Raw genomic sequence first — 23,864 nt, forward strand, 5'->3', positions numbered from 1 at the left:
GAGACAGAACATGGCACTTCAGATCGACGAATTTATTTCACGAGCCGAGATCACCGAGGTCCTCAACCGCTACTGCCGAGCCGTCGACCGCGGCGACATCCCGTCGCTCAAAGCCGTCTACCACCCCGGCGCGACCGAGCACCACGGCGGGTTCAACGGCGTCTCCGAGGACTTCGCCGAGTACATCGTGGAGAAGATGGACGCCGCCGTGCTCCACGGGCAGCATCACATCACGAATGTGCTCTTCGAGTTCGACGGCGATCGCGCGCGCGTGGAGAGCTACTTCCTCGCGATCCAGCCCTATACGGCTGCGAGCGGCGAGAACCTGCTGGGCTTCATCGGCGGCCGCTACCTCGACATCTTCGAGCGTCGCGACGGTTCGTGGCTCATCGCGGACCGCACGGTCGTCATGGACTGGTCGCGAGAGTCGCTGCCTGGTTCGGAGTGGCCGGGGCACGTCAATTACCCGCGACCGGCGCGCCGGCTCGATGACCCGTCCTCGGGCTTCTTCGCTGAGATCGCCTGAGCCTCAGTCGGCTCGCAGGCTGTCGGCCTCGACGCGCAGGACGGTCTTGCCCAGGGAGGCGCGACTCGTCAGCGCGCGGTGCGCTTGCGCCGCATCGGCCGCCTCCCGCACCGTGAGGTTCGAGGGAGCGAACGCTCCGGCGCCCATTAGCTCGAACAGACGGTGGGCCAGGCGGGCGAACTCGCCCGGCTCGGCGATGTAGGCGCTGATCCTCGAGTAGACGACCGAGAGGGAGCGGGCGGCCAGGAGGCCGGGCGGCACCGGCGTGAACGGTCCGGAGGTCTGACCGTACAGGACCACCTTGCCCCGGGGGCCGAGGGAGCGGATGTCCTCGAGCACGAGGTCGCCGCCCACTGCATCGAAGACGGCGGAGGCGCCGGCCCCGCCGGTGAGGTCGGCGACCCAGGTGGAGTACTCGGCGGCATCCGAGTAGAGCGCGACCTCGCGTGCGCCGGCGTCGAGTGCGAGCTGCCGCTTCTGCTCCGAAGACACCAGAGCCAGGACGGCCGCGCCCGCGTGGCGGGCGACCTGCACGATGGATGCCCCGGCGCCCCCCGACGCCGAGTGCACCAGCACCGTCTGGCCGGGCGCGACGCGTGCCTCCTCCTCAACCAGGCACAGCGCGGTCACTCCCTGCAGGATCGACCCCGCCGCATCTGACAGCCCGACAACATCGGGGACGGCGGCGACGCGATCGGCCCGTACATGCACGCGCTGGGCGTAGCTACCCTGGCCGTGCATGGCGAATGCGACCCGGTCGCCGGGGACGAGACCGACGACCCCGTCCCCCACGGCAGCGACTCGCCCCGAGCCCTCGTTGCCGGGGATGAAGGGGAGCGGTCGCGGGTACTTCCCCGTCCGCTGGTGCACGTCCAGGAAGTTGACGCCGGCGTATGCCACGTCGATCGCCACCTCGTGGTCGCCGAGCGCCAGGTCGGGGAGCTGCCCCCAGGACATGACCTCCTCGTCGCCGAACTCGCGGACGAGGTAGCCCAGTGACGCTTCGGAGCTCACTCCGCGACCAGCGCGCGCGCCGCCGCTGCGATGTCCTTCGCCGTCGGCACGACCGAGAGCGACGACGAGAACGGCACCGGAACGTAGTCGGCACCCAGGCGCAGGACCGGCGCTGCGAGGTCCTTGCCGATGCGCTCGGTGATAAGGGTCGCGATCTCGGCGCCGGGTCCCATGAACTTCGTGGCCTGATGCGTGATGATGACGCGCCGGGTCTTGCCCACGGATTCGAGCACGGTGGGCAGGTCGAGCGGCAGCAGCGTTCGCAGGTCGATGACCTCGACGTCGATGCCCTCGGCGGCCAGCTCGGCGGCGGCGGCGAGCGACGCGGCGACCTGGGTGCCGTAGGTGACGATGGTGACGTCGTCGCCCGCGCGTTTGATGTCTGCGACGCCCAGCGGGATGCGCACGTCGCCCTCGGGAGCGTCGCCCTTGGAGCTGAAGAGCATCTCGCTGTGCGCGATGAACAGCACGGGATCGTCGCTGAAGACGCTGGAGAGCATGAGACCGCGTGCGTCGGCGGGTGTCGAGGGATACGCGACGGTCATCCCGGGCGTGTGCATGAACCATGCCTCGAGGGTCTGCGCGTGCTGCGCGCCGAACCGCGAAGAACCGACCGTGGTGAGCACGGTGATCGGGCTCGTGGTGTGCCCGCCGCTCATGTAGCGCAGCTTCGCGGCGTGGTTGACGATCTGATCCATCGCGACCGTGACGAAGTCGAAGAACATGATCTCGGCGACGGGACGGTAGCCCACCATCGAGGCGCCGATCGCCGCGCCGATGATCGCCTGCTCCGCGATCGGAGTGGCGCGGACGCGGTCGGTGCCGTGACGGCTCGAAAGACCCTTGGTGACCTTGAAGACACCGCCTGCGGGGTCGGCGATGTCCTCGCCGATGAGGAAGACCTTCTCATCGGTGCCGAGAGCCACGTCAAGGGCCTCGTTGATGGCGACGGCCATCGAGATGGTGCGGGTCTGTGTGGCGACGGTGCTCATCGGCGGGCCTCCGGGGCGCTCGTGGCGAGGGCATAGGCGTCGGTGTGCGCCTCGCGCTGGTCGGGGTAGGGACTGGAGGCGGCGAACGCGAAGGCCGCGTCGATCTCCGCGAGGACATCCGCCTCGGCGGCGTCCGCGTCGAACGCCGTTTCCGCCAGGCGCGCACGCAGCCGCACGACGGCGTCGTCGGCGCGATGACGTGCAAGCACGTCCTTGTCCATATACGAGAAGTCGGTCGTGCTTGTATGACCGGCGAGGCGGTACGTCATCGCCTCGACGAAGCGGGGGCCTGCCCCTATGCGGGCGGCCGAAACGGCGCGCCCCAGCGTCTCCAGCGTCGCGACGGCATCGAAGCCGTCCACCCGCTCGGCATCGATGCCGTAGCTGCGCGCCTTCGCGATGATGTCGGTCTGGGCCATGTACTCGTCGACGGGCGTGTGCTCCGCCCATCCGTTGTTCTGGCAGACGAACACGATCGGCAGCTTCCAGAGGGCGGCCAGGTTGAGGGCCTCGTGGAAGGCCCCGATGGAGGTGGCTCCGTCGCCGAAGGTGACCACGGTCACGCGCCCGTCACTCGACATTTGAGACGCCAGTGCGAGTCCGTTGGCGATGGGCAGACCCGCCCCGACGATCCCGGTCGTCGTCATGAGCCCGACCGCGACATCCGCGAGGTGCATGGCGCCGCCCTTGCCCTTCGCCACCCCGGTCTCGCGCCCGCTGATCTCCGCTATGGCGGCGCCGAGCGGCATCCCCTTGGCGATCGCGTCCCCGAGGTTGCGGTAGGTGGAGACGAGATAGTCGGTCGGCTCCAGAGCCAGGCCGATCGCGGCGCAGACTCCCTCAAGACCCCGCACCGGGTATGTGGCGGCCTTGATGCCGCCCGCCTTGACTTCCTTCTGCATCCGCTCGTCGCAGTGGGCGATCTTCAGCGCGACGCGGAAGAGCTGCTCCACCGAGGTGGCGTCGATCTGATCCGCGGGCGCAACCGTCGTGGGGGTGCTCATCGGGCTCCTTCGTAGGGTGTCATGCCGGTGCGCAGGCGCTCGCCGACGGTCTGTCAGTCCTCGGCGATCATCCGGTGTATGACCTTGTGGAAGTTGGCGATCCGCACCTCGGGCGCGCCGAAGGTGACGTGATCGAGGGTGGAATCGTGCATCCCTCGCTGCACTTTCTCGAGGTTGCCGAAGTCCTGGTCGAGCACGAGGCCCATGCTCTGCTGGGAGATGTCGACGTTCATCCACGGGGCGGGCTCGGGGATCGACTCGTTCTCATTCGGCCAGACCAGCTTGTACACATCGAAGATGCAGCGGTCGGGGTCGGTGGGGTGCGGGCGCGAACGGAACGCGAGTGCGGCGCCGGCGTGCGAATTGAACTTGAAGCCGGGGAAGATGTGATAGTCGTAATCGTCCACCAGCTGCTCGCGGGTCAGTTCGGAGTAGTCGTGCCCGCTCTCTCGGCCGAGAGTCGCGTGGTGCTCGATCATGTAGTCGCGGATGGGCTCGTCGAGCATCCACTCGCCGTGCTCGTCGAAGAGATGGTCGGGCAGCCCTGCGGCCGACTTGTGCCGGAAGGATGTCGCCGACTTGTTGAAGTACGACTCGTAGATCTCGGCCTCGTCGACGTGTTCGAGGCGCATGCAGGGGACGCCGTAGGGGACGATCATCCTGCTGTGGTCGCCGAACACCTCCAGCACGGTGTTCACATCATCGAGGTACGCCAGAATCTGCGGATGCGTGAACGAGACGTGGTAGGCCTCGATGAACGCTTCGATGGCGGCTTTCCAGTTGCACTTGAGTTCGATGCTCGCCTGCATCGTCGCCCGATAGCTCTCCATGTGGTAGACGTCGACGTCTACGGCGACGCGACCCAGGAACTCTCGGAGCGGCTGCGCCGCGGCCCGTTCGGGGTCGGGGTGGATGAAGACGAATCCCGCCCAGAGGTCGCAGCCGACCTCGCGAAGGCTGTACGCCTCATTGGTCACGCCGGGGAAGAGGTGGCGGTCGGGGATGTCGACGAGCTCCCCTTTGAGTGAGAAGCACCAGGCATGGAACGAGCAGGTGAGGTTCGTCGCGTTGCCCGTGCCGAGCTTGAGGAGGGTGCCGCGGTGACGGCAGGAATTATGGAATGCCCGGATGACGTGATCCTCGCCGCGCACCACAAGGAACGACTGCGTTCCGATGTTGTACTCGAAGTAGTCGCCGGTGTTCGGCACTTCCTCCTGGCGGCACGCGACCTGCCAGCTGCGGTACCAGACCTTCTCCAGCTCCTGCTGCAGGAACTCCTGAGACGTGTACTCCGACACCGGGATGAGGGACTCCTCCTCGGTGAGCTCGTAGAGCTCCGGGAACTCGGTGCCCTCGGGGAACTTGAGATGGTGCTTCTCCGCATTGGCGTGGTAGATGCGGATGTCGTCGTTGATCGTCACGCGATTCTCCTTATGGCTCGGCCGGTGCGGCGGTGGCTCGTCGCGGGTTGCATGTCGTGGAGTGGGCGGCGTAAAGACGTCGGCGTCCGGGTTCGGTACTGCGACGTCGTCGTCAAAACACACCTGTTGCTGCCGTGGAACTGCTCCCCGTGCGGGAGCCTCCGCTTAGGTTACTCAAGAGTGATTCCAGTTTCAAGATCTACATGCAATATGAAAAGGGGGCGAATCTTAAATGCCCCGTGTAATATGCAACATGCAAGCGGTGATTATGGCGCGACGGCAGCCGCACCGCGCACAAGACAGTCACCGTGTGGAGGTGCGGACCGACATGGTCGACTCGCTATTGGGCCTGACGGGCCAATCCGTCCTCGTCATCGGTGCCGGTCCCGGGATGGGTGAGGCGTGCTGCGAAGTGGCGAGCGCGGCGGGTGCCAGGGTGGCCGCGCTCGACTTCGACCCTCTGCGCGTCGAGCCGGTGGCGGCCCGGATCCGAGACCGCGGAGGGGATGCATTCGCCGTCACCGCCAACGTGCTCGATGACGACGAGCTAGTGCGCGCCATCGCCGACGTGGACGACCGGATGGGCGGGATTGACGCGGATGTGGCCAATGGCGCCATCTTCTTGCTCTCCGATATGGCGGCGATGGTGACGGGACACACGCTCGCGGTCGACGGCGGATACCTGAGCCCCGGGCCGTACGACTACCGGCGCTTCGCACCGCCCACAGGGACTAAGAGGTCCGCCTACCGCGACCTCGATCCCAGTTAGTCGGTTGCGTATACACCTGGTTGCACTTTACATACTGCACGTAAAAGCATTGACATCACATAAGTCTCGCCACAGAATGAGACTGTCTGACAGGGTCGTCGACAAGGCGGCCCGATCTACGAGGGCGACATGAAACTCACACTGAACGCGGAGCTGTGCGAAGGATTCGGCGCATGTGCGCGTCACCTCCCCGAGGTCTTCGAACTCGACGAGTGGGGCTACGCCGTACTGCTGGCCGACGGCGTCGTTCCCCAGGGCAAGGAGAATCTCGCCCGTCGTGCCATGGACGACTGCCCCGTGCTCGCGATCACCCGCGCGGCGGGAGAGGAGAACTGACATGCCCATCGGAGGCGCAACGTATCTCGCAAAGGGCCGTCCGGCCGGATTCGAGGACTTCCTGGTCATCGACACGGACGTGCACAATAATCCGCCGGCGTCTGCGCTGACGGCGTACATGTCGCAGCGCTGGCGGGACTACGCATCGCTCGTCGGCTGGGGTCGTGGGGCGTCGTCCGCGTCTCCCGTCCGCCTGACCGCGAGGCCGAATGCCAATCGCCTCGACAGTGTTCCCCCCGGTGGCGGAATGGGCGGGAGCGATCCCGACTTCGCCCGCTTCCAGCTGCTCGACGAATACGGCATGGATGCGGCGATCATCAGCCACATCAAGGGCACGACCGGTCGCCACCCCCTCGACCTCCAGATCGAGCGGACGCGAGCGCTGAACGACTACAACGCCGCCGAATGGCTCGCCTCCGACCCTCGCTGGTTCGCCTCCATCAACACGCTGCACACCGCACCGGACTGGTCCGCCGGTGAGGTGCATCGGGTGGCGGGGTCGAGCGATCGATACGTCCAGGTGCTCATGGACACGCACCTCGAGCGGCCCGCAGGGGATCCCATGTACTGGCCGATCTACCAGGCTGCCGTCGATCGGGATCTTCCCGTCGCCATCCACGTGCACGGCGTGAGCAGCCTGCGTTCCGGGGTGGGGGAGTGGACATTTTACTTCGAGGCGCGCACATCTCTGTCCTCATACGCGCAGGGCCTCGTCTCATCCATGATCTTCAATGGGGTCTTCGACCGGTTCCCGACCCTCAAGATCGTCCTGATCGAGCTGCAGTGGAGCTGGGCGGTGCCGTTGGCGTGGCGGATGGATGCAGCGTACGAGACGATGCGCGAAGAGGTCGGCCATTTGCAGCGCAAGCCGTCGGAGTACTTCAGAGACCACTTCTGGTTCACGACCCAGCCCGCGTTCGACCCCGAGTACCCCGAGCAGTTCGACGAGGTGTACGGGCTCTTCTCGAAGGAGGGCTTCGGCGACCGGCTGATGTTCTCGAGCGACTACCCGCACTGGGACATGGACTCCCCGTTCGAGAGCCTCCCCCGCGGCCTCGACCCGCTCGTGAAACGGCGGATCCTTGAGACCAATGCGCACGCCCTGTACCAGCTCGAGCTCCCGGGGAGGGCCGCCGCATGACGATTGCGAAGACGGCGCCGACCGGCGTCCGGCGAAACTGGACGGGACCCACCGTCGACGTGGATGTGCACGCGACGGTGCCCGATGCGAGTGTGCTGTTGCCGTACCTCGATCCAGTCTGGGTGCAGCACATCACAGAGCAGCAGTGGTACGGGCCCTCGCTCGCCGCGACGTATCCGCCGAACATGCGCCTCGCCGCACGCGCGGACTGGCGCCCCCAGGACGGGCGGCCCCCCGCCAGTGACCTGGCGATGATCCAGCGCGACGTGCTCGATGCAGGCGGCGCGGATGTCGCGATCCTCACCTGCCTCTTCCCGATCGACGGGGGTCCGCCCGACTTCTCGGTCGCCCTCGCCCGGGCGGTCAACGACTGGCTCGTCGAGCACTGGCTCGAGCCTGAGCCCCGACTCCGCGCCTCCCTGGTACTGCCCGGCCCGAATGATCCCGCCGCGATGGCGGCGGAGATCGACCGCATGGGTTCGCACTCCGGCTTCGTCCAGGCGATCCTTCCCGCCCGGAGCGGGCGGCTCTACGGCAAGCGGGTCTTCTGGCCGGTGTTCGAGGCGCTCGAACGCAGCGGCATCGTGGGCGGCATCCACTTCGGCGGGAGCAACGAGGGACTCGCCCCGACGCCGTCGGGCTTCCCCTCCTGGGTGGCCGAGGAGTACTCCGCCGAGGTGCAGATCTTCCAGGCCCAGATCATCAGCATCCTCGGAGAGGGTCTCTTCCAGCGGTTCCCCGATCTGCGCCTGTCGTTTCTCGAAAGCGGATTCACGTGGGTTCCTGCCTGGATGTGGGACCTGGACCGCAATTGGAAGGGTATCCGCCGGGAGGTGCCGTGGCTCGATCGCCGGCCCTTCGAAGTCCTCCGCGACCATGTGCGCTTCAGCACGGCGCCCCTGGCGGCGTCCGATCCCGAAGACCTGGCGAAGGTGATCGGATGGCTGCGCTCGGAGGAGATCCTGATGTACGCGAGCGACTATCCGCACGATCACGGCGACGACCTTGCGGTGCTGTTAGGCGCCCTCCCGGAGGGCGTTCGCGGCAAGGTGATGTCGGGCAACGCACGCGAGTGGTACCGGCTCGACGGCGGCACACGATGACCCTCGAGAGGCCGCCGGCGACCCGGCGCCGCGACGGCAAGTACATCGTGGCGCGAACGAAGGACATCCCCGAGGGCTCACGCATCATCGTCGAGGTCGACGGCAAGGAGATCGGCATCTTTCGGGTAGACGGCCAGTTCCACGCCATCCTCAACTACTGCCCCCACCGCGGCGGGGAGCTATGCAAGGGCGACGTGCTCGGCCTCGTCGAATCCAGCCGTCCCGGCGACGTGCGGCTCGATGAGACAAAGAAGTTCATCGTGTGCCCGTGGCACGGGTGGGAGTTCGACATCAAGACCGGCGAGTCGTGGTATGACCCCGCGGTGAACACGGATCCGAACAGATACCCGCCCGCTCGCGCATTCCAGGTGGGCGTGGAGAGCGGCGGTCGCGTGGCCGAGGAGATCGAGGCGGCCGAGGCGGTCGCCGTCGAGACGGAAGGCGGATACGTCGACGCCGTCAACCACCGCGTCGCCGGGCCCTACACCGCCCAGGTCATGCCGCTCGAGATCGATGACGAGTTCGTCGTCCTGTCCTTCCGGCGAGCGCGATGAGCGAGGGCATCGCCGGACTCCGCCGGGTCGTCGTCGTCGGGGCGGGGATTGCCGGACTTCGTGCGGCCGAGACGCTTCGCCGGGAGCGCTTCGACGGTGAGATCGTCCTGCTGGGCGAGGAGGCGTATCCCGCGTACGATCGGCCGGCGTTGTCGAAGGACGTCGTCAGCAGCGACGCGGACCCCCGCGGCACGCTGCTGCGCCCGATGGAGAAGTACGGCGACCTGCAGATCGACCTTTGCCTCGGACACGCCGCCACCGGTCTCGATCTCGACGCGCGCCGGGTGCTCGTCGGAGCCGACTCCATCCCCTACGACGGGTTGATCATCGCGACGGGGGTCGCCGCTCGACGACTCGGGGGATGGGGTCACGCACCTCACGACCCGCTCGCGCTCCGTGGCATCGACGATGCCATAGCGATCCGCGAGCGACTCGCCGGGGCGCGTCACCTGACCGTCATCGGAGCAGGCTTCATCGGCTCCGAGCTCGCGGCCGGGGCCCGTTCGCGCGGCATCGAGGTGACGGTGCTCGAGCTGGAGCGCACGCCGCTCGCTCGCTCGCTCGGTCCCGAAATGGCCGATGCCATTATGGATCTGCACCGCGGCAACGGAACAGATCTGCGGCTGGGGGTCACTGTCGCCGGAGTGGCAGCGCCCGGAACGCTGCGTCTCACGGATGACTCGAGGCTGCAGACGGACCTCGTGATCGCAGGCGTGGGGGTCACGCCGAACACCGCATGGCTGGAGGGCTCGGGTCTCACCCTCGACAACGGTGTGGTCGTCGATGAGAGCCTCGCCGCCGGCCCGCCAGGCGTCTACGCCGTCGGTGACATCGCGAACTGGCCGAACCCCCTGTTCGGACGGCGGATGCGCGTCGAGCACTGGACCAATGCCTCCCAGCAGGCCACGGCGGCCGCGCGCAATCTGATGCGCGGCACCACGACGCCGTTCTCCGGTGCGAACTACGTCTGGTCCGACCAGTACGGCGTGCGCATCCAGCTCGCCGGCGTCACCACAGGCGCCGACGTCGAGGTAGTGGCAGGAAGCATCCGCGACCATGACGGTCTCGCGTGGTATCGCACCGGTGACCGCCTCGTCGGGGCGCTCGCCATCGGCCGACCGGCGCAGGGCCTGCTCAGCTCATCCCTCATCTCATCGGGAGCCTCCTGGAGCGAGGCCCTCGAGAAGCTGGACGCGATCTCGCGGACCAGCCCCCTCCCCACTTGACACTGCGGGATCGTCCCGCACGTCCTCCCCGAACGACAGGAGCATGACCATGCCATTCCACCCCACCCGCGGTCTCAAGCGTGCCATGAAGGACGGCGAGCTCAAGCTCGGAGTCTTCGTCGGGTCGGCCAGCGCGCAGGTGGCCGAGGCGGCCGCCCTCGCCGGTGTCGATTACCTCATCGCCGATCTGGAGCACGGCGAGCGCGTAGACACGATCTCGGCCGCCGAGATCATCCGGGCGGCGGAGATCGCGAAGACGCCGGTCATCGTCCGCGTGCCCGGCAACAATGTGGACGACATCGCGGCCGTCCTCGACCACGGAGCGATCGGCATCTGCGTGCCCCACGTGCGCACCCGCGAGGATGCCGAGCGCGCCGTGTCGTATGCGCGCTACGCGCCCGTCGGCGTGCGTGCGATGTCGCCCTATGTCCGTGCCGCGGAGTACTCGGGAGCCGGATGGGACGAGTACTGGACCACCGCCAACGAGGAGATCATCGTCATGGTCATCGTCGAGGACCGCATCGCGATGTCCAACCTCGAGGAGATCGCCAGCGTGCCCGGGCTGGATGTCATCTGGATCGGTGTCGGCGACCTCTCGCAGGATCTCGGCATCCCCCTCCAGGTGTCCGACCCGCAGGTGGTCGACTCCGTACAGCGGGGGCTTGATGCCGCGAGGAAGAACGATGTCATCTCCTTCACGACGGCGACCGCGTCCGTCGCCGTGAGCCGGGAAGCGCGCGTCGCGCAGCTGCGTACGCTGAAGGAGCAGGGGTTCGCGATGCTCGCATGGGTCGACACGCCGCTGCTATCCGGCGCGCTCGGCGAGCTGTGGGCCGGCGCGGCGGAGGCCGCCGACCGGGCGTGAGCGACGGTGGGGCCGGCATCGCGCCGGCCCCACCCAGCGATACGCACCCCGACCGTCCGCATACGCTCGCCCACACGTGCGCTGCGGTCAGCCGAGGACCTCACGGTTGGCCAGGACCCGTGGCCGCTCGCCTCGGAGAGCGGCGAGCACGTCCTCCACCACCGAGAGCGAGATGCGCTCGTTCCCCTGGTGCGTGACGCCCGCCACGTGCGGGGTGACCACGAGCCTCGGCGTGGCGGCGAGTTCGGCGAGCATCGATGCCGAGGGGGGTTCCCCGTCGAAGACGTCGACGACGGCCCCCTTGAGCGTGCCGGCGCGCAGTGCCGCACAGAGGGAAGGCGTATCCACGATGCCGCCTCTCGCGGCGTTGACCAGCACCCCGTCCGGCCCGAGCAGCTCGAGTTGACGCGCGCCGATCATGCCCCGGGTGGCGTCGGTGAGGGGGCAGTGCAGCGTGACAGAGAGACTGCGCTCGCACAGTTCGTTGAGCGAGCCCACGACCTCGACGGGACCCGGGAGCGACGACGGGTCGCCGAGGTGGGGGTCGAAGACGAGCACGTCCGCCTCGTACGCGGCCGAGGCCATACGGGCGACCCGCTGCCCGATATGGCCGTACCCGACCACACCGATGGCCGTGCCGGTCAGTTCCGTCGCCGCGAAATCCTGCGGGCGCGTGCGCCAGGGCACGGCGCCGGACAGGAGGGCCGTGTGCATGCCGACGATGTCGCGGTGGGCTGTCACCATCGCCGCAAGGGCATACTCCGCGACCCCGTGCGGCGACACGCCCTGGGTGTGCACGACGGGGATGCCGCGGCGGGTGGCAGCCGCCACGTCTATCGGGTCGACCCCGAACCCGGGGTGCCGATGACGCGGAGTCGCGGGGCGGCGTCGATCAGGCGTGCGGGGAGCTTCGCGGGACTCCAGACGAGGATACCATCGGCGTCGCGGAGTGCGCGCGCGAGGGACTCTTCGTCGTCGGTCCGGGGGTGGATGACATCGGCGTGCGCGGCCAGCAGCCTGTCTCCGCTGGGGTGGGGGAGCGGATAGACCTGGACGACGGTGGGGCGCGGGGCGCTCATGACGGATCCGGGATGCTCGGCAGCGCACGGTGAGGCGCCTCGGGCAGGGGGTCACGGAGCCGGTCCATGTAGCTGTCCGTAGCCATCTTGAGCGGGATGAAGGGTGCCACCAAGGCGACTTCACCGCGCCCGGAGGCACGCGCGGTCGCCGCCGCATCGGCGAAGCCGCCTGCCCATGCCTGCGCGGGCGGATCGGCCAGGAACCACAGGATCGTCAGCTGTGTGCCGTGCTGGCCGATGTGCTCGAGCTCGGCGTACCGGGCCGCGCTGTGTCCCCAGATGCGCGGGGGGTTCACTCGGAACACGCCTGCGGACGAGATCCCACCCCCGGCCCGGATCCGGGCAGGAAGGTGCTCCTCAAGGAGCCACGATTCGAGGGCCGGGAGCGCATCGGCAGACGGGGCGTCGATCACCTCGAAGATGAGGCCGGGTGCGGGGTCTATCAGGTTGAACCTCGCCCGGGGCACGTCGGCGTCACTGTACACCGTGTCCACGGCGTCGTGGAATGCCGTGAACACGTTGCGACGATGGGTATAGGCGTTCCCGATCGCTCGGTGGCGCGCGTTCGTCGCCGACATCCACTTGAGGTGATCGTCGGGGCGGTCCGGGGTGATCCAATACGTGCCGAGGGAGATGCCGGCGGCGGGCGGGTCGGCGATCGCCGTGAGACCCGGGTCGCGCAGCAGCTGGAGGTCGCGGGTCGCAATCCATCGTCGCCCGGAGACATCCAGGGCATCTGCATGGCACCGTCGAAGAAGTGATCGTCTTCGACCACCGGTTGAATGCGGCCTCGTGCCCGACGTCGGGGCACGACCAGCGTGATGAGGTCGTGGCCGAGGCTCGCGGCATGCGGGCCTTCGAGGGGAAGCTGTGAGTACGGGGTGTACTTATAGGGGGAGAGTTGGAACGGGTCGTCGGCGAGCAGCCGCGCAGGCTCAGACACCGGAGCCGCTCGCCGTCTCCACCGGATCGGGTCGCGGATCGAAGAGCTCCGCAGCCCGCGTGTACACGGCGCCGGCGTACTCGGCCGTCCCTTCGTCGACGACCCGGAAGCCGTCGACCGAGTCCAGCCGATCCCAGTGCGCAAGTTGCTCCTCCGCCGTGAGGTCGATGTCCCAGATGCCCTTCGTCTCCCCGTAAAACACGCGCCGCACCTGTCCGGCGCCGGTCGCTTAAATGTTCGCGTTGACGGGGCAGAGCTCGTGGCTCAGCACGACGACGGTCTCGGCTGCGCGCTCCGCTCCGCCGAAGCGGCGGCGCAGGTCGAGCGCCTCGGGGTCGTGGTCGAAGACACCGCGCAGCATTCGGGTGAGTGCATACGGGGCGACCACATTGGCCTTGATGTCCCCCTCGATACCCTCGGCGTGCACACCATACGACCTGCCCAGCACGGTGACCGCGCCTTTGGCGAGAGCGTACGGCACGGCGCGGTCGCTGCCGAAGATCGCCGACGACGAGCTGACGACCAGACGGCCGTATCCTGCCTCGACGAAGTGCGGCCACGCCGCCTGTGTCACCAGCATCGTTCCGATGAGATCGGTCTTGATGTGCGTCATCGCGTCGAGCATGGATACATCGGCGAGTGTGCGCGCGCGGCGGATCGCTGCGTTCGCGACCACGATGTCGAGTCGCCCCCACTCTCTCAGCGCCGCCTCGACGAGACCGGTAGCCCCCTCGGACTCGGAGACGTCTTCAGTATGGGCGATCGCCGTCCCCCCGCTTCGGCGGAGCGACTCGGCGACCGCCTCTGCGACCTCCGGATCCGAGCCCTCACCGTACACATCGCAGCCGAGGTCGTTCACGACCACGGCGGCTCCCCGTGCGGCCAGCGCGCTCGCATATGCCTCGCCGAGGCCGCGTCCCGCCCCGGTGACAATCGCGACACGCCCGTCGAATCGTAGTGTCGTGCTGGCCACTTCGCCCTCCCGACTCCCTCGCCGACTCCATCGGGGGTGAGACGCGCACAGAGTAGTGCGTTGCATGTAACATACTGCGTGTAGTCGAAGGTGACAACGTTCGGGTCCTACCGAAGGGAGGCCACGTTATGACGGATGTGCGCGATCTTCTGCGCGGCACCCTGCCGTCTCTGGACTGGAACGGGGGCTCCAGGCTGCCCGATGCCTCGCGAGTGCTGCTTCCCTCCGACACCGTGGCGACGGCGGGAGTCCCCGCGGGCGTGCACTTCTCCATTGTGGGGACGGCCGAGGCGGTGGAAGTCCGCTTCCGGCGGGGTGAACCGACCTGGCGGCCAGCGCCGACCCTGCGCGGGGAGTTCGTTGTATATACCCCTGACGGATCCTCCACGACCGCACCCCTCCCGCGCGACGCAGATGTAGCCGTGATCGAGTTGCCCGCCCGTTCCGAGGGCGAGGTCATCGACATCCACCTTCCCGAGACGATCCAGCTCAGGTTCGACAGCGTCGTTGGCGTTGGCGGAGCGTTGGAGCCAGCACCTCAGTTGCCACGATGGGTCGTGTACGGCGACTCGATCACACAGGGGTGGTCCGTCTCCCGCGCAGGCCTCGGCTGGGCCTCGCTGAGCGGTCGGCGGCTGGGACGTGAGCTTATCAATCTGGGATTCGCGAGGGCCGCTCGCGGAGAGTTGGCCGCGGCGGATGTGATCGGGGCCTCCCAGGCCGACGCGGTGGCTCTCGCCTGGGGCACCAACTCCTACTCCACGCTCCCGGCCGACACGGACCTCATCGCGGCCACGATGAGGACCTTCCTGACCGCGGTTCGTCAAGGCCTTCCGGATGCACCGATCGCCGTGATCAGTCCGGTGCTGCGCGCTGATGCCGAGTTCCTGCCTAATCGCTTCGGCGCCACGCAGAGCGACCTGCGCTCTGCGCTGGAAGATGCGGTACGCGAATTCGCGGCCGCCACCGGAGATGGCAACCTCCTGGTCATACCGGGGCTCGACCTCGTGCCAGCCGACCGGTTCGTGGCTGATCGGGTGCATCCCGACGATGCCGGTCACGTCGCTCTTGCTCAGAACGTAAGTTCGCGACTGGAGCGCTTCGATAGCGCGTTGCATGTAAAAAGTTGATCCCTTGGGCTAGAGCTGGCCCGAGGTAGCACGATCCCAGACCTACGACAAAAGGAGTCAGCGCCATGGCAACATCCAGCCCGTACGACCAACGTCCCCGGCTTCGTCGCGTGCTCGCGACGTCCGTCGCAGCCGCCACACTGCTCGCGCTCACCGCGTGCGCGGGCGCGGGATCGGAGGCCGAGCCCTCCGGCGAGGGCGGGGGACTCGGGGACATGACGCCCGTGAAGCTCTCGTTCACCACGAACGTTCCGGCGGCGGGCGCCCTCGGGCGTGCGCAGACGTACTTCGGCGAGGAGGTGGAGAAGCGCAGCGACGGCAAGATCACGGTCGAGAACTACTTTTCCGGTGAGCTGCTGCCAGGCAACGAGGTGCTCGGCGGGGTCGGCTCGGGGATAGCGAGCATCGGCTTCGTCACACCCTTCTACAACCCCACCGAGACGCCGATTACCTACTGGATGGAAGGGCTCGGCAACGAGCTTCCCCACGAGATCCCGGCATCGATGACGGTGGGCACGGCCGCCACGCAGGATCTCTTCGAGTCCAACGAGGCGCTCAACGCCGAGTTCGAGGCGCAGAACGTCAAGGTCCTCTCGGTCGCCAACACCGGCCCCTACCGCCTGGCATGCACCAAGCCGATCGAGACGCCCGCCGATGCCGCGGGGGTGACAGTTCGATCGAACTCCGAAATCTGGAATGGCGAGCTGGCGTCGATCGGCATGGTACCGGCGAGCATCCCGCTGACCGAGGTCTACGAGGCGATGCAGCGCGGGGTCATCGACTGCTGGGCGAGTACAGAGGCCTCCTTCATCGACGAGGGAGTCATGGAGTTCGTGACCGATTTCACCCCCGTCAACATGAGCGCCCCCGTCTCCACGGCCATCTTCATCATGAACCTCGACGAGTGGAACGCATTGCCCGAAGAGGCTCAGGAGATCGTGCAGGCCACGATGGCGGATGCCCTCTGGCAGTGGAATGCCAACCAGATCGCGGCGCGGGCCGAGATCGCCGGGCTCGAGAACGTCGAGTGGCACGACCCGAGCGATCTGAACGACGTGATCTTCGAGCATCAGGACCAGCGCGTCGAGAACCTCGCAGCGAATGCCCCATCGACTCTCGACGACCCCGAGGCCTTCATCGCGGAGTACCGGGCGCTGCTGGAGGAGTACTCCGCTGTGCTGGACGGGGTGGGAGCGACCGCTCACGATCTCGACGCCGAGTCGATCCGCGATGCCTACCTGGCCCTACCCGACTTCGACCTCGAGGCCTACCTCGACGCCGTCGCCGAGCATCGCGCCCGATGAGCGATCTGCCGGGGCTGACGGCTCCCGGCCTCGGGGCGCCGGGATGGGTGCGCGCGGTCGACGCGCTCACCCGGGGCGCGGCGGGCGTCGCCGCCGTCGCCACGGTGCTGATGGGCCTGCACATCGTCGCCGACGTGATCGGCCGCGCGGTCTTCAACCACCCTCTGCCCGCCACGCTCGAGATCGTGAGCTTCATGTGGATGCCCACGATCGTCTACCTGGCCGTCGCGTACGCGCAGCTGAAGAACGAGCACCTGCGGGTGACGCTCTCGGTCGAGCGCCTGCACGGACGCAGTCGCAGGATCGCCGACGTCGTCGGCTTCGGCATCGGCGGCCTCGTCATCGGAATGATGACCGCCTACGCATGGATGAGCGCGGCGCGCTCGGTCGCGATCCTGGAGATGCGGCCCGCCGTGATCTACGTGCCGCTGTGGCCGTTCCGCGTAGTGGTGGTCATCGGGCTCCTGCTGCTGCTAGGGCAGACGGCGGCGACGATCCAGCGGGTCCTGCGGGGCGCGCGGCTGCGCGACGGGGCGATCGAGGAGCAGGAGATCCTGGCGGAGCTCGACGGGGAGGTGGCTCATGACCGTCGCCGCTGAGCACGCCGGAGTGGCCCCCGGGGTGACCGCAGGACCCGCTCGGCCCCGCTTCGCCTTCTGGGTCTGGCTGGGGGTGAGCGTCATCATCCTGGGCGGTCTGCTCACGGTGCCGATGCCGCGCGAGCTCTCCGGCACGATTGTCATATGCCTCATGCTCACGCTCATGATGACGGGCGTGCCCATCGCCTTCGCCATGATCGGCGCCGCATCGGTCGGACTGTGGAAGCTTGGCGGATTCCAGGTGCTCGCCACCACCATCGGCGAGCTCGCCTACACCGGCTCGGCGAAGTGGTCGCTCAGCGTGATCCCGATGTTCGTGTTCATGGGCATCGCCCTCTGGCACTCCGGCGTCGCGGAGAGGGCCTTCGTCGCCGCGCGACAGTGGCTCGGCCGGCTCCCCGGCGGGCTCGCGCTGGGAACGAACTTCGCGGGGGCGGGACTCGCCGCTGCCAGCGGCAGCTCGGTGAGCATTTCCTACGCCCTGGGCCGAATCGCCCTGCCCGAGATGATGCGGGCCGGGTACTCACCGCGTCTGGCCACGGGCGCGGTGGCCATGGCCGGCACGCTCGGTCAGCTCATCCCGCCGAGCATCCTCCTCGTGATCTATGCGGGCATCGTCCAGGTGCCCGTCGGCCCCCAGCTGCTTGCGGCCGTCGTTCCGGGCATTCTGATCGCGGTGGCCTTCGGGGTCGTGATCGTCTTCCGGTCCGCGCTGAATCCCTCGCTGGCTCCGCCCGTCGAGATGACGGGGGTGACGTGGAAGACACGATGGCAGTCCCTTCTGGGCGTGGTCCCGGCGGCGCTGGTCGTGCTGGTGGTGCTGGGCGGCCTGTTCAGCGGGGTCTTCACTCCGACCGAGGCCGGCGCGTTCGGCGCCCTCACCGCGGTTCTGGCGGGGTGGCTCAGCACCAAGGACGGACGCAGCCTCCGCAATCTCTGGCGGATCGTCAAGGACAGTGCGATGGGGACGGTCCCGACCGTGGCCGGACTGTTCCTGCTACTGACGGCGATCGACGTGCTCGCTCGGATGATGTCGATGAGCCGCGCGACCCACCTGCTCATCGGCTTCGTCATGGACTCGAACCTGTCCAAGGTCGCCTTCCTCTTCCTGCTGATCCTGATCTATCTCGTGCTCGGCACCTTCCTCGAGCCCCTCGCGATGATGCTCATCACGCTGCCCATCCTGACGCCGGCGCTTCTGGCCTATGAGGTGGATCTGCTCTGGTTCGGCGTCTTCGCGGTGATCCTCGCCGAGATCGCGATCGTCAGTCCACCTGTCGGACTCCTGGTGTTCGTGGTGAATCAGCTGATGAGCGATCCGAAGATCAACATGGGCCGCAAGTCGACGATGAACGACGTCTACATCGGCGTGCTGTGGTTCATCGCGGCGATGCTCATCCTGCTGACCCTCTTCATTCTCTTCCCCGAGATCGTGACATGGCTGCCCCACCTGCAATACGGCTGAGGGTGAGCTTGCGGGGCGCGTGGAGGACGCCCACGAGCCACGGGATTCATGTATGTTGCATGTAACACAGTTAAATCTTCCTGGGGATGATTGAGCGGTCCCGCCGCCACGAAAGGGTGACCCCCAGGTGATCACGAAGGAGTGATGGTGCTGACAATCCGAACGAGTCGTATGCGGCGGACACTAGTGGCAGCCGTGGTGCTGACCATCTCCGGGCTGGCGCTGAGCGCATGCTCGGGCGAATCCGCTCCGGATCCTGGCGCGAGTGAGGGGGGGATCGCGTCGGAGATCAAGCTCGTCGCCGTCCGCAACGCCACGGGGCCGGTCGCCTATACGGGGCTGTCGGCCGCCAAGGGCACAGAGCTCGCCATCGAGGAGATCGAATCGTCGGGCTTCCTCGGCGAGGGGGTCACGATCGACATCACCGAATACGACAGTGCCTTCGATCCCCAGACCGCGGCATCGCAGCTCACATCGGCGATCGCCGGCGGCGGGGTCTCGGCCATCCTGGGTCCCCAGGTCTCCAATGAGGCCCTCGCCGTGGCGCCGATCGCACAGAACGCCGGCATCCCCATCGTCTACACGCAGTCAGGCGTCGGCGGACTGCTGGAGAGCGGCAACCTGCAGTTCCGCGCCAGCGCTCCTCAGGAGTCCATCTGGGCGGCGGCGGTGGACAACATGAAGGCGAGCGGCATCGAGACCGTCTCGATCCTCACCAACGGGATCCCGACGTACAACGAGCTCGCCACCGCGGTGCTGCCCGAACTGCTCGACGAGGCGGGCATCGAGATCCTCGGCACCTTCGAGTTCGAGAACTCCGCCACAGACTTCCAGGCGGCGGCGAGCACGATCGCCGCGAGCGAGCCCCACGCGGTCCTCGAGATCATGACCGGCTCGCAGGTCCCCACCGCCGTCGTCCAGGCGCGTCAGGCGGGCTTCACTGGTCAGTTCTACTCGGCCAACTCCATGACCGACGCCCAGCTCGCCTCCATCGGCGATGCGGGCGTGGGCCTTCGCTTCGTCACCGGGTTCACCTATGCCATCCCGGAAGGCGTGCCCGCCGAGTTCACGACGGCGTTCGAGGAGAAGTTCGGTGAGCTTCCGGACACCTATGCCGCAGAGGCCTACGACCAGACGTGGTGGATCGCACGCGCGGTCAAACACTCGAACTCCTCAGAGCCGTCCGCCGTGGCCGAGGGCTTGGTCGCGGTCGCCGACGAAGGATTCGAGGGGGCGCAGGGGCCCCTGACGTTCGAGAATTCGAACGATGCGCGGGGTGTGGGTACCGTCGTGGAATGGGACGGAACCGAGCAGATCATCGCGGAGTGAGACCACGGGGATCGGGTGCGTCGCCCGATCCCCGCTCACGACGGATCCATTCTCATCGAGAGGCGCACCGACCGTGCAAGACCTGCTGAACGTCTGCATCCTGGCATCCATCTATGTCCTGTTCTCGCTGGGGATGTCGATCACGTGGGGGACCCTCGGCATCCTGAACTTCGCGCACGGTGCGCTGTTCATGTTCTCGGCGTATACCGCCTACCTCGTGGGGACGGCGGTGTCCGTGCCGCTGATCGTGTACGTCGTCATCGCGGGGGCGTCGGGGGTCGTGCTGTCGACCCTCCTTCAACTCGGGGTGTTCGCGCCGATCCTGCGGCGGGCCGCCGACCATCGCGCCGCCGAGACCCAGATCATCATCGGGGGAATCGGCGTCGCGTCGATCCTCGTCGGGATCGCCGCTCTCTTCACCAAGTCGCTGCCGTTCGGGTTCGCGGTCACCCAGCAGAATCCGGTGCTTCAGTTCGCGGGGCTGCGGGTCTCCCTGACCGGCGCGGTGATTTTGGGTCTGGCCGTGGTCATCAGCATCGGGACGGCGATCTGGATCAAGCGATCGCGCACCGGCCTGGCGCTGCGGGCTATCGGCGTCGACGCCGACACGTCGCGCCTGATGGGAGTGGACGAGGCCCGGCTCGCCGTCGGAGCGATGGCGTTCGCCGGTCTCCTGGGCGGCCTCGCCGGAGCCCTGCTCACCGCCCATCTCGTGACGATGGCGCCCACCACCGGGGACGTCTTCCTGATCAAGGCGTTCGCCATCATCGTCCTGGGCGGGGTCGGAAGCGTGCTCGGGGTGGTGGTGGGAAGCCTCGTGCTCGCGCTGGCCGAGACCTACGTGACCCTGGCCGGATACGGCGGCTGGGCCAACGCCGTCGCCTTCGGCATCATCTTCATCATCCTCCTCGTGCGCCCCCAGGGCATCTTCGGTCGTAAGGAGGTGAGGCGGGCGTGATGTGGATCGCCGCGAACACCGTCCTCATCCAGGGGACGGTCACGACCTTTCTGCTGGCGTTGAGTCTTCAGCTGCCGATGCGCGTGGGTGTCTTCTCCTTCGCCGGGGCGGGACTGTTCGGAGTGGGGGGATACACGGCCGGCATGGCCATGGTCAAGTTCGGACTCGACACGTGGACCGCCGTGTCGCTGGGCGTGCTCGTCGCCGCGTTCGTCGGCGCGCTCCTGGGGCTCGTGCTGCAGAGGCTGAACGGTCTCTACCTCGCGATGGCGACGGTCGCGTTCGATCTCATCGTGGCGGTCCTGGCAGGCAACCTGAAGGACCTCACGGGCGGCCACGTAGGGCTCTTCGGCGCCGCGGGACGCATAGAGCTCTGGCACCTGGGCGTCATCCTCGCACTGGTGATCACCGCCTTCGTGTTCCTCGAGCGCGGCGGCATCGCACGGCGCATCGATGCCGTGCGCACCGACCCCGCGCTGGCCGCGTCGCTGGGAATCCCCGTCGCCGGTTTCCGCTGGGCGAGCTTCGTCATCAGTGGGGTCGTCGCGGGCCTGGGCGGCGCTTTGCAGGTGCTCTTGCGCACCACCATCTCACCAGAGAATCTCGGGTTCCACCTCGTGGTCCTCGCGCTGACCGTCGTGATCGTCGGCGGGGCCCGGTCATGGATCGGCGCGCTCATCGGCACAGTCATCTTCACGTGGCTGCCCGCCCTGCTCTCGGTCGCGGGGGAGTGGCGCACCGTCGTCTACGGGATCATCGTCACGCTCGCGGCGATCTTCTTTCCCGGCGGCATCTGGGGATCGATCGTGCTGCTGCGGCGTCGTCTGAGCAGGTCGCGACGAGCGCCCGTTCCCGATCCGATCCGCGCCGAGGAGGTGAGAATCACATGAGCCCGATCTCCGCCGCGGCCCCGGTGCTCGAGACGGTCGATGTCGCCGTGCACTACGGCGGCATCAAGGCCGTCGACGGTATCTCGATCTCGTTGACGCACGGCCACATCTTCGGGATTCTCGGGCCCAACGGCTCGGGGAAGACGACGCTGCTGGCCGCGATCACCAGACTTGCGCCGCTCACTCGCGGCGACCTCCTCTTCGCAGGTTCGTCGTACTCGCGCGTCTCGCCTCACCGGGTCGCACGACTCGGTGTGGCGCGTACATTCCAGACCGTTCGCCTCATCGCGGATCGTACGGTGCTCGACAACATCAGGCTCGCTGTCGACGTGCCGCGGCGCGGTCGCAGTCGGAGCTCGCGGGACGAGGACGTGGCTCAGGCGATCGAGCGGATAGGCGTCGGCGACCTGCTCGCCAACTACCCCGACGAGCTGTCGTACGGGGCGCAGCGACGCGTCGAGATCGCCCGCGCGCTGGCGAGCCAGCCCCGTCTGCTGCTGCTGGACGAGCCCACGGCGGGCATGAACCGCGACGAACGCGCGGAGATCGGCGAACTCCTGACTCGGCTGAGTTCCGAGGGGCTGACGCAGCTGTTGATCGAGCATGACGTGCAGATGATGGTCGACACGTGCGACTACCTCTATGCGATGAACTTCGGCCGGCTGATCGCGTCGGGAAAGCCCGAGGACGTGGTCAGGGACGAGGGCGTGCAGGAGGCCTATCTCGGCAAGGCGAAGGGGAGTCGGGATGCTTGAGGTCAGTGACCTCCACGTCAGCTACGGGCGCGCCCAGGCCGTGCGGGGATTCAGCGCGTCGGTGAGCGCGGGGCGCATCACACTGGTGCTGGGAACGAACGGCGCCGGCAAGACCACGTCGCTGCGCGCCATCAGCGGACTCCAGCGCGCCACGAGCGGCAGCGTGCTGCTGGACGGCACCGAAGTGCTGGGCCGACCCGCGCACCGTATCGTCGCCGAGGGGCTGTCGCTGGTTCCCGAGGGACGCAGGATCTTCTCGCGGCTGACGATCGATGAGAACCTGCGGATGGGCGCATACTCCGCGCCGAAGTCCTATCTCGCGGCCGATCTGGATCGCGTCTACGAGATGTTCCCCATCCTGCGAGAGCGACGCTCTGGTGCAGGCGGCCTGCTCTCCGGTGGTGAGCAGCAGATGCTCGCGTTCGGTCGCGCACTCATGGCGCGACCACGGGTCATGCTCCTGGACGAACCCTCGATGGGTCTCGCCCCGGCGATCGTCGACCAGGTGATCGCCTCGGTGCGGGCGATCGCCGATTCGGGGATCGCCGTGCTCATGGTGGAGCAGAACGCCGATGTCGGGATGCGGGTGGCGGATGACGTCGTCGTCGTCGTCCGCGGCGAGGTCGCCTTTTCCGGGCCGGCCGATGATGCGCGGTCCCGCGCCAGCCTGGTGCGCGCCTTCCTCGGCGAGACGCCGCTGGACGTAGACGCGCCCCCGGGGGTCGAGGAGCCGTGATGCACGGAGAGACGTCGTCGACTTCGAGGCGCTCACGACAGGAGGATCGACCATGACCTATGAACTGCGGACGTACAACGCGGCGCCCGGGCGGATGACGGATCTCGTCGCTCGCTTCAAAGACCACTCGGTATGGCTGTTCGAGCAACACGGAATGACGAGCCTCGGCTACTGGGTGGCCCAGGACGATGACGAGGTGCTCGTCTATCTGCTACGCCATAGAGGGGATCCGGATGCCAACTGGAACGCCTTGCGTGCCGACGCGCGATGGACGCAGGCGCGGGCAGAGTCCGAGCACAACGGCGCCCTCACCCTGAGCGTGCGATCCCAGCGGCTCGACGCGGCTGACATCCCCTTCCCCGGGGCCGCTCGAGTCACGGGCGCGGAGAGCTGCTGAGGAAGACGGGCCGCGCAGGGTCGCAGGCTACATGCGAGCGCATCGTCTCGCTCGCCTGTAGCGGACCGCAGGTCGGGCGGGTGGGTTCTCGGCGACGTGGTCGATGAGGCTCACTCGCATGCTCTGCGCGTCCGGTCTACGCGTGACATCAGGTTGCGCCTCGGCGAGAGCTCGCTCGACGGGGCGGCACTGCGCGAACACGGACAGACCCTATACGGAAGACGTATTGCATGTAATAAGCGCGGGACTTGACTAGATGCCATGGCCACAGTGTAATGTGTTGCATGTAACATATAAAGAGTACCACGATCACGTCAAGGATGTTGATCGGAGCAGTATTCCTGCGATTACTGAC

The 23,864-nt window shown here is 67.5% G+C and carries 25 protein-coding genes and 1 pseudogene; 18 read left to right on the plus strand and 8 right to left on the minus strand.

The genetic code is table 11. From position 1 onward, the window contains the following. The first annotated feature begins 10 nt into the window (after positions 1 to 10). Positions 11 to 526 carry a nuclear transport factor 2 family protein gene (locus tag NQ152_RS12555; protein ID WP_257524227.1) on the plus strand — a complete coding sequence of 172 codons (516 nt, stop codon included), beginning with the start codon at positions 11 to 13 and terminating at the stop codon, positions 524 to 526. Positions 527 to 529: 3 nt separating this feature from the next. On the opposite strand, the gene NQ152_RS12560 is transcribed toward NQ152_RS12555, so the two are convergent. The 4 genes from NQ152_RS12560 to NQ152_RS12575 are packed head-to-tail and all read right to left on the minus strand — an operon-like array spanning position 530 to position 4,957. Next, entirely contained in the window at positions 530 to 1,540 is a 1,011-nt protein-coding gene (locus NQ152_RS12560; protein WP_257524228.1) for a zinc-binding dehydrogenase, read from the minus strand. Further along, the gene (locus tag NQ152_RS12565; protein WP_257524229.1) at positions 1,537 to 2,532 is read right to left on the minus strand and encodes an alpha-ketoacid dehydrogenase subunit beta; all 996 of its coding nucleotides are present in this window, start codon (positions 2,530 to 2,532) and stop codon (positions 1,537 to 1,539) included. Before NQ152_RS12565 ends, NQ152_RS12560 begins: the two co-directional genes overlap by 4 nt. Continuing rightward, a complete protein-coding gene (locus NQ152_RS12570; RefSeq protein WP_257524230.1) occupies positions 2,529 to 3,536 on the minus strand; it encodes a thiamine pyrophosphate-dependent dehydrogenase E1 component subunit alpha in 1,008 nt (335 codons plus the stop codon). Before NQ152_RS12570 ends, NQ152_RS12565 begins: the two co-directional genes overlap by 4 nt. 53 nt (positions 3,537 to 3,589) lie before the next feature. Beyond that, a complete protein-coding gene (locus tag NQ152_RS12575) occupies positions 3,590 to 4,957 on the minus strand; it encodes an aromatic ring-hydroxylating dioxygenase subunit alpha (RefSeq protein WP_257524231.1) in 1,368 nt (455 codons plus the stop codon). 310 nt (positions 4,958 to 5,267) lie between these two features. On the opposite strand from NQ152_RS12575, the gene NQ152_RS12580 reads away from it, so the two are divergent. The 7 genes from NQ152_RS12580 (at position 5,268) to NQ152_RS12610 (ending at position 10,951) form a co-directional block, all read left to right on the plus strand. After that, positions 5,268 to 5,726, plus strand: coding sequence for an SDR family oxidoreductase (locus tag NQ152_RS12580; RefSeq protein ID WP_257524232.1), 459 nt, complete (start codon positions 5,268 to 5,270; stop codon positions 5,724 to 5,726). Positions 5,727 to 5,855: 129 nt separating this feature from the next. Continuing rightward, entirely contained in the window at positions 5,856 to 6,062 is a 207-nt protein-coding gene (locus NQ152_RS12585) for a ferredoxin (protein WP_257524233.1), read from the plus strand. A gap of 1 nt (position 6,063) precedes the next feature. After that, complete coding sequence (locus tag NQ152_RS12590) at positions 6,064 to 7,203, plus strand: amidohydrolase family protein (protein ID WP_257524234.1); 1,140 nt, start codon at positions 6,064 to 6,066, stop codon at positions 7,201 to 7,203. Next, entirely contained in the window at positions 7,200 to 8,306 is a 1,107-nt protein-coding gene (locus NQ152_RS12595) for an amidohydrolase family protein (protein ID WP_257524235.1), read from the plus strand. Before NQ152_RS12590 ends, NQ152_RS12595 begins: the two co-directional genes overlap by 4 nt. Further along, complete coding sequence (locus NQ152_RS12600; protein ID WP_257524236.1) at positions 8,303 to 8,860, plus strand: Rieske (2Fe-2S) protein; 558 nt, start codon at positions 8,303 to 8,305, stop codon at positions 8,858 to 8,860. The genes NQ152_RS12595 and NQ152_RS12600 overlap by 4 nt, the downstream gene beginning before the upstream one ends. Beyond that, the gene (locus tag NQ152_RS12605; RefSeq protein ID WP_257524237.1) at positions 8,857 to 10,086 is read left to right on the plus strand and encodes an NAD(P)/FAD-dependent oxidoreductase; all 1,230 of its coding nucleotides are present in this window, start codon (positions 8,857 to 8,859) and stop codon (positions 10,084 to 10,086) included. Before NQ152_RS12600 ends, NQ152_RS12605 begins: the two co-directional genes overlap by 4 nt. A gap of 43 nt (positions 10,087 to 10,129) precedes the next feature. Further along, the gene (locus NQ152_RS12610; protein WP_257524238.1) at positions 10,130 to 10,951 is read left to right on the plus strand and encodes an HpcH/HpaI aldolase/citrate lyase family protein; all 822 of its coding nucleotides are present in this window, start codon (positions 10,130 to 10,132) and stop codon (positions 10,949 to 10,951) included. Between the two features lie 87 nt (positions 10,952 to 11,038). Here the strand turns inward: NQ152_RS12610 and NQ152_RS12615 are convergent. From NQ152_RS12615 to NQ152_RS12635, 4 genes and pseudogenes are all read right to left on the minus strand, one after another. After that, positions 11,039 to 12,030: pseudogene (locus NQ152_RS12615) on the minus strand (NAD(P)-dependent oxidoreductase). Continuing rightward, on the minus strand, positions 12,027 to 12,608 hold the full coding sequence (locus NQ152_RS12625; protein WP_257524241.1) for a hypothetical protein: 582 nt from the start codon (positions 12,606 to 12,608) through the stop codon (positions 12,027 to 12,029). Before NQ152_RS12625 ends, NQ152_RS12615 begins: the two are co-directional and overlap by 4 nt. A gap of 357 nt (positions 12,609 to 12,965) precedes the next feature. Then, positions 12,966 to 13,175, minus strand: a complete 210-nt coding sequence (locus tag NQ152_RS12630; protein ID WP_257524242.1) for a hypothetical protein — start codon at positions 13,173 to 13,175, stop codon at positions 12,966 to 12,968. Positions 13,176 to 13,202: 27 nt separating this feature from the next. After that, positions 13,203 to 13,946, minus strand: coding sequence for an SDR family NAD(P)-dependent oxidoreductase (locus tag NQ152_RS12635; RefSeq protein ID WP_257524243.1), 744 nt, complete (start codon positions 13,944 to 13,946; stop codon positions 13,203 to 13,205). Positions 13,947 to 14,074: 128 nt separating this feature from the next. Here NQ152_RS12635 and NQ152_RS12640 point away from each other — a divergent pair, with 128 nt between their 5' ends. From NQ152_RS12640 to NQ152_RS12685, 10 genes are all read left to right on the plus strand, one after another. After that, positions 14,075 to 15,076, plus strand: a complete 1,002-nt coding sequence (locus tag NQ152_RS12640) for an SGNH/GDSL hydrolase family protein (protein ID WP_257524244.1) — start codon at positions 14,075 to 14,077, stop codon at positions 15,074 to 15,076. Between the two features lie 65 nt (positions 15,077 to 15,141). Beyond that, positions 15,142 to 16,380: a TRAP transporter substrate-binding protein DctP gene (gene dctP, locus NQ152_RS12645; RefSeq protein ID WP_257524245.1), complete on the plus strand. Its 1,239-nt coding sequence runs from the start codon at positions 15,142 to 15,144 to the stop codon at positions 16,378 to 16,380. Beyond that, positions 16,377 to 16,979: a TRAP transporter small permease subunit gene (locus tag NQ152_RS12650; RefSeq protein ID WP_257524246.1), complete on the plus strand. Its 603-nt coding sequence runs from the start codon at positions 16,377 to 16,379 to the stop codon at positions 16,977 to 16,979. The genes dctP and NQ152_RS12650 overlap by 4 nt, the downstream gene beginning before the upstream one ends. After that, positions 16,963 to 18,444: a TRAP transporter large permease gene (locus NQ152_RS12655; RefSeq protein ID WP_257524247.1), complete on the plus strand. Its 1,482-nt coding sequence runs from the start codon at positions 16,963 to 16,965 to the stop codon at positions 18,442 to 18,444. The genes NQ152_RS12650 and NQ152_RS12655 overlap by 17 nt, the downstream gene beginning before the upstream one ends. A gap of 171 nt (positions 18,445 to 18,615) precedes the next feature. Beyond that, positions 18,616 to 19,773 carry an ABC transporter substrate-binding protein gene (locus NQ152_RS12660; protein ID WP_257524248.1) on the plus strand — a complete coding sequence of 386 codons (1,158 nt, stop codon included), beginning with the start codon at positions 18,616 to 18,618 and terminating at the stop codon, positions 19,771 to 19,773. A 73-nt stretch (positions 19,774 to 19,846) separates the two neighbouring features. Further along, positions 19,847 to 20,731: a branched-chain amino acid ABC transporter permease gene (locus NQ152_RS12665; RefSeq protein ID WP_257524249.1), complete on the plus strand. Its 885-nt coding sequence runs from the start codon at positions 19,847 to 19,849 to the stop codon at positions 20,729 to 20,731. Further along, entirely contained in the window at positions 20,731 to 21,621 is an 891-nt protein-coding gene (locus NQ152_RS12670) for a branched-chain amino acid ABC transporter permease (protein ID WP_257524359.1), read from the plus strand. The genes NQ152_RS12665 and NQ152_RS12670 overlap by 1 nt, the downstream gene beginning before the upstream one ends. Beyond that, positions 21,618 to 22,376 (plus strand): ABC transporter ATP-binding protein, encoded by a 759-nt coding sequence (locus NQ152_RS12675; RefSeq protein WP_257524250.1) that lies wholly within the window; start codon positions 21,618 to 21,620, stop codon positions 22,374 to 22,376. Before NQ152_RS12670 ends, NQ152_RS12675 begins: the two co-directional genes overlap by 4 nt. Beyond that, positions 22,369 to 23,112, plus strand: coding sequence for an ABC transporter ATP-binding protein (locus NQ152_RS12680; protein WP_257524251.1), 744 nt, complete (start codon positions 22,369 to 22,371; stop codon positions 23,110 to 23,112). The genes NQ152_RS12675 and NQ152_RS12680 overlap by 8 nt, the downstream gene beginning before the upstream one ends. Positions 23,113 to 23,164: 52 nt before the next feature. Next, entirely contained in the window at positions 23,165 to 23,509 is a 345-nt protein-coding gene (locus NQ152_RS12685; RefSeq protein WP_257524252.1) for an NIPSNAP family protein, read from the plus strand. Positions 23,510 to 23,864 lie beyond the last annotated feature (355 nt).

Source organism: Microbacterium sp. zg.B48, assembly GCF_024623505.1.
In the GTDB taxonomy this organism is placed as follows: Bacteria; Actinomycetota; Actinomycetes; order Actinomycetales; family Microbacteriaceae; genus Microbacterium.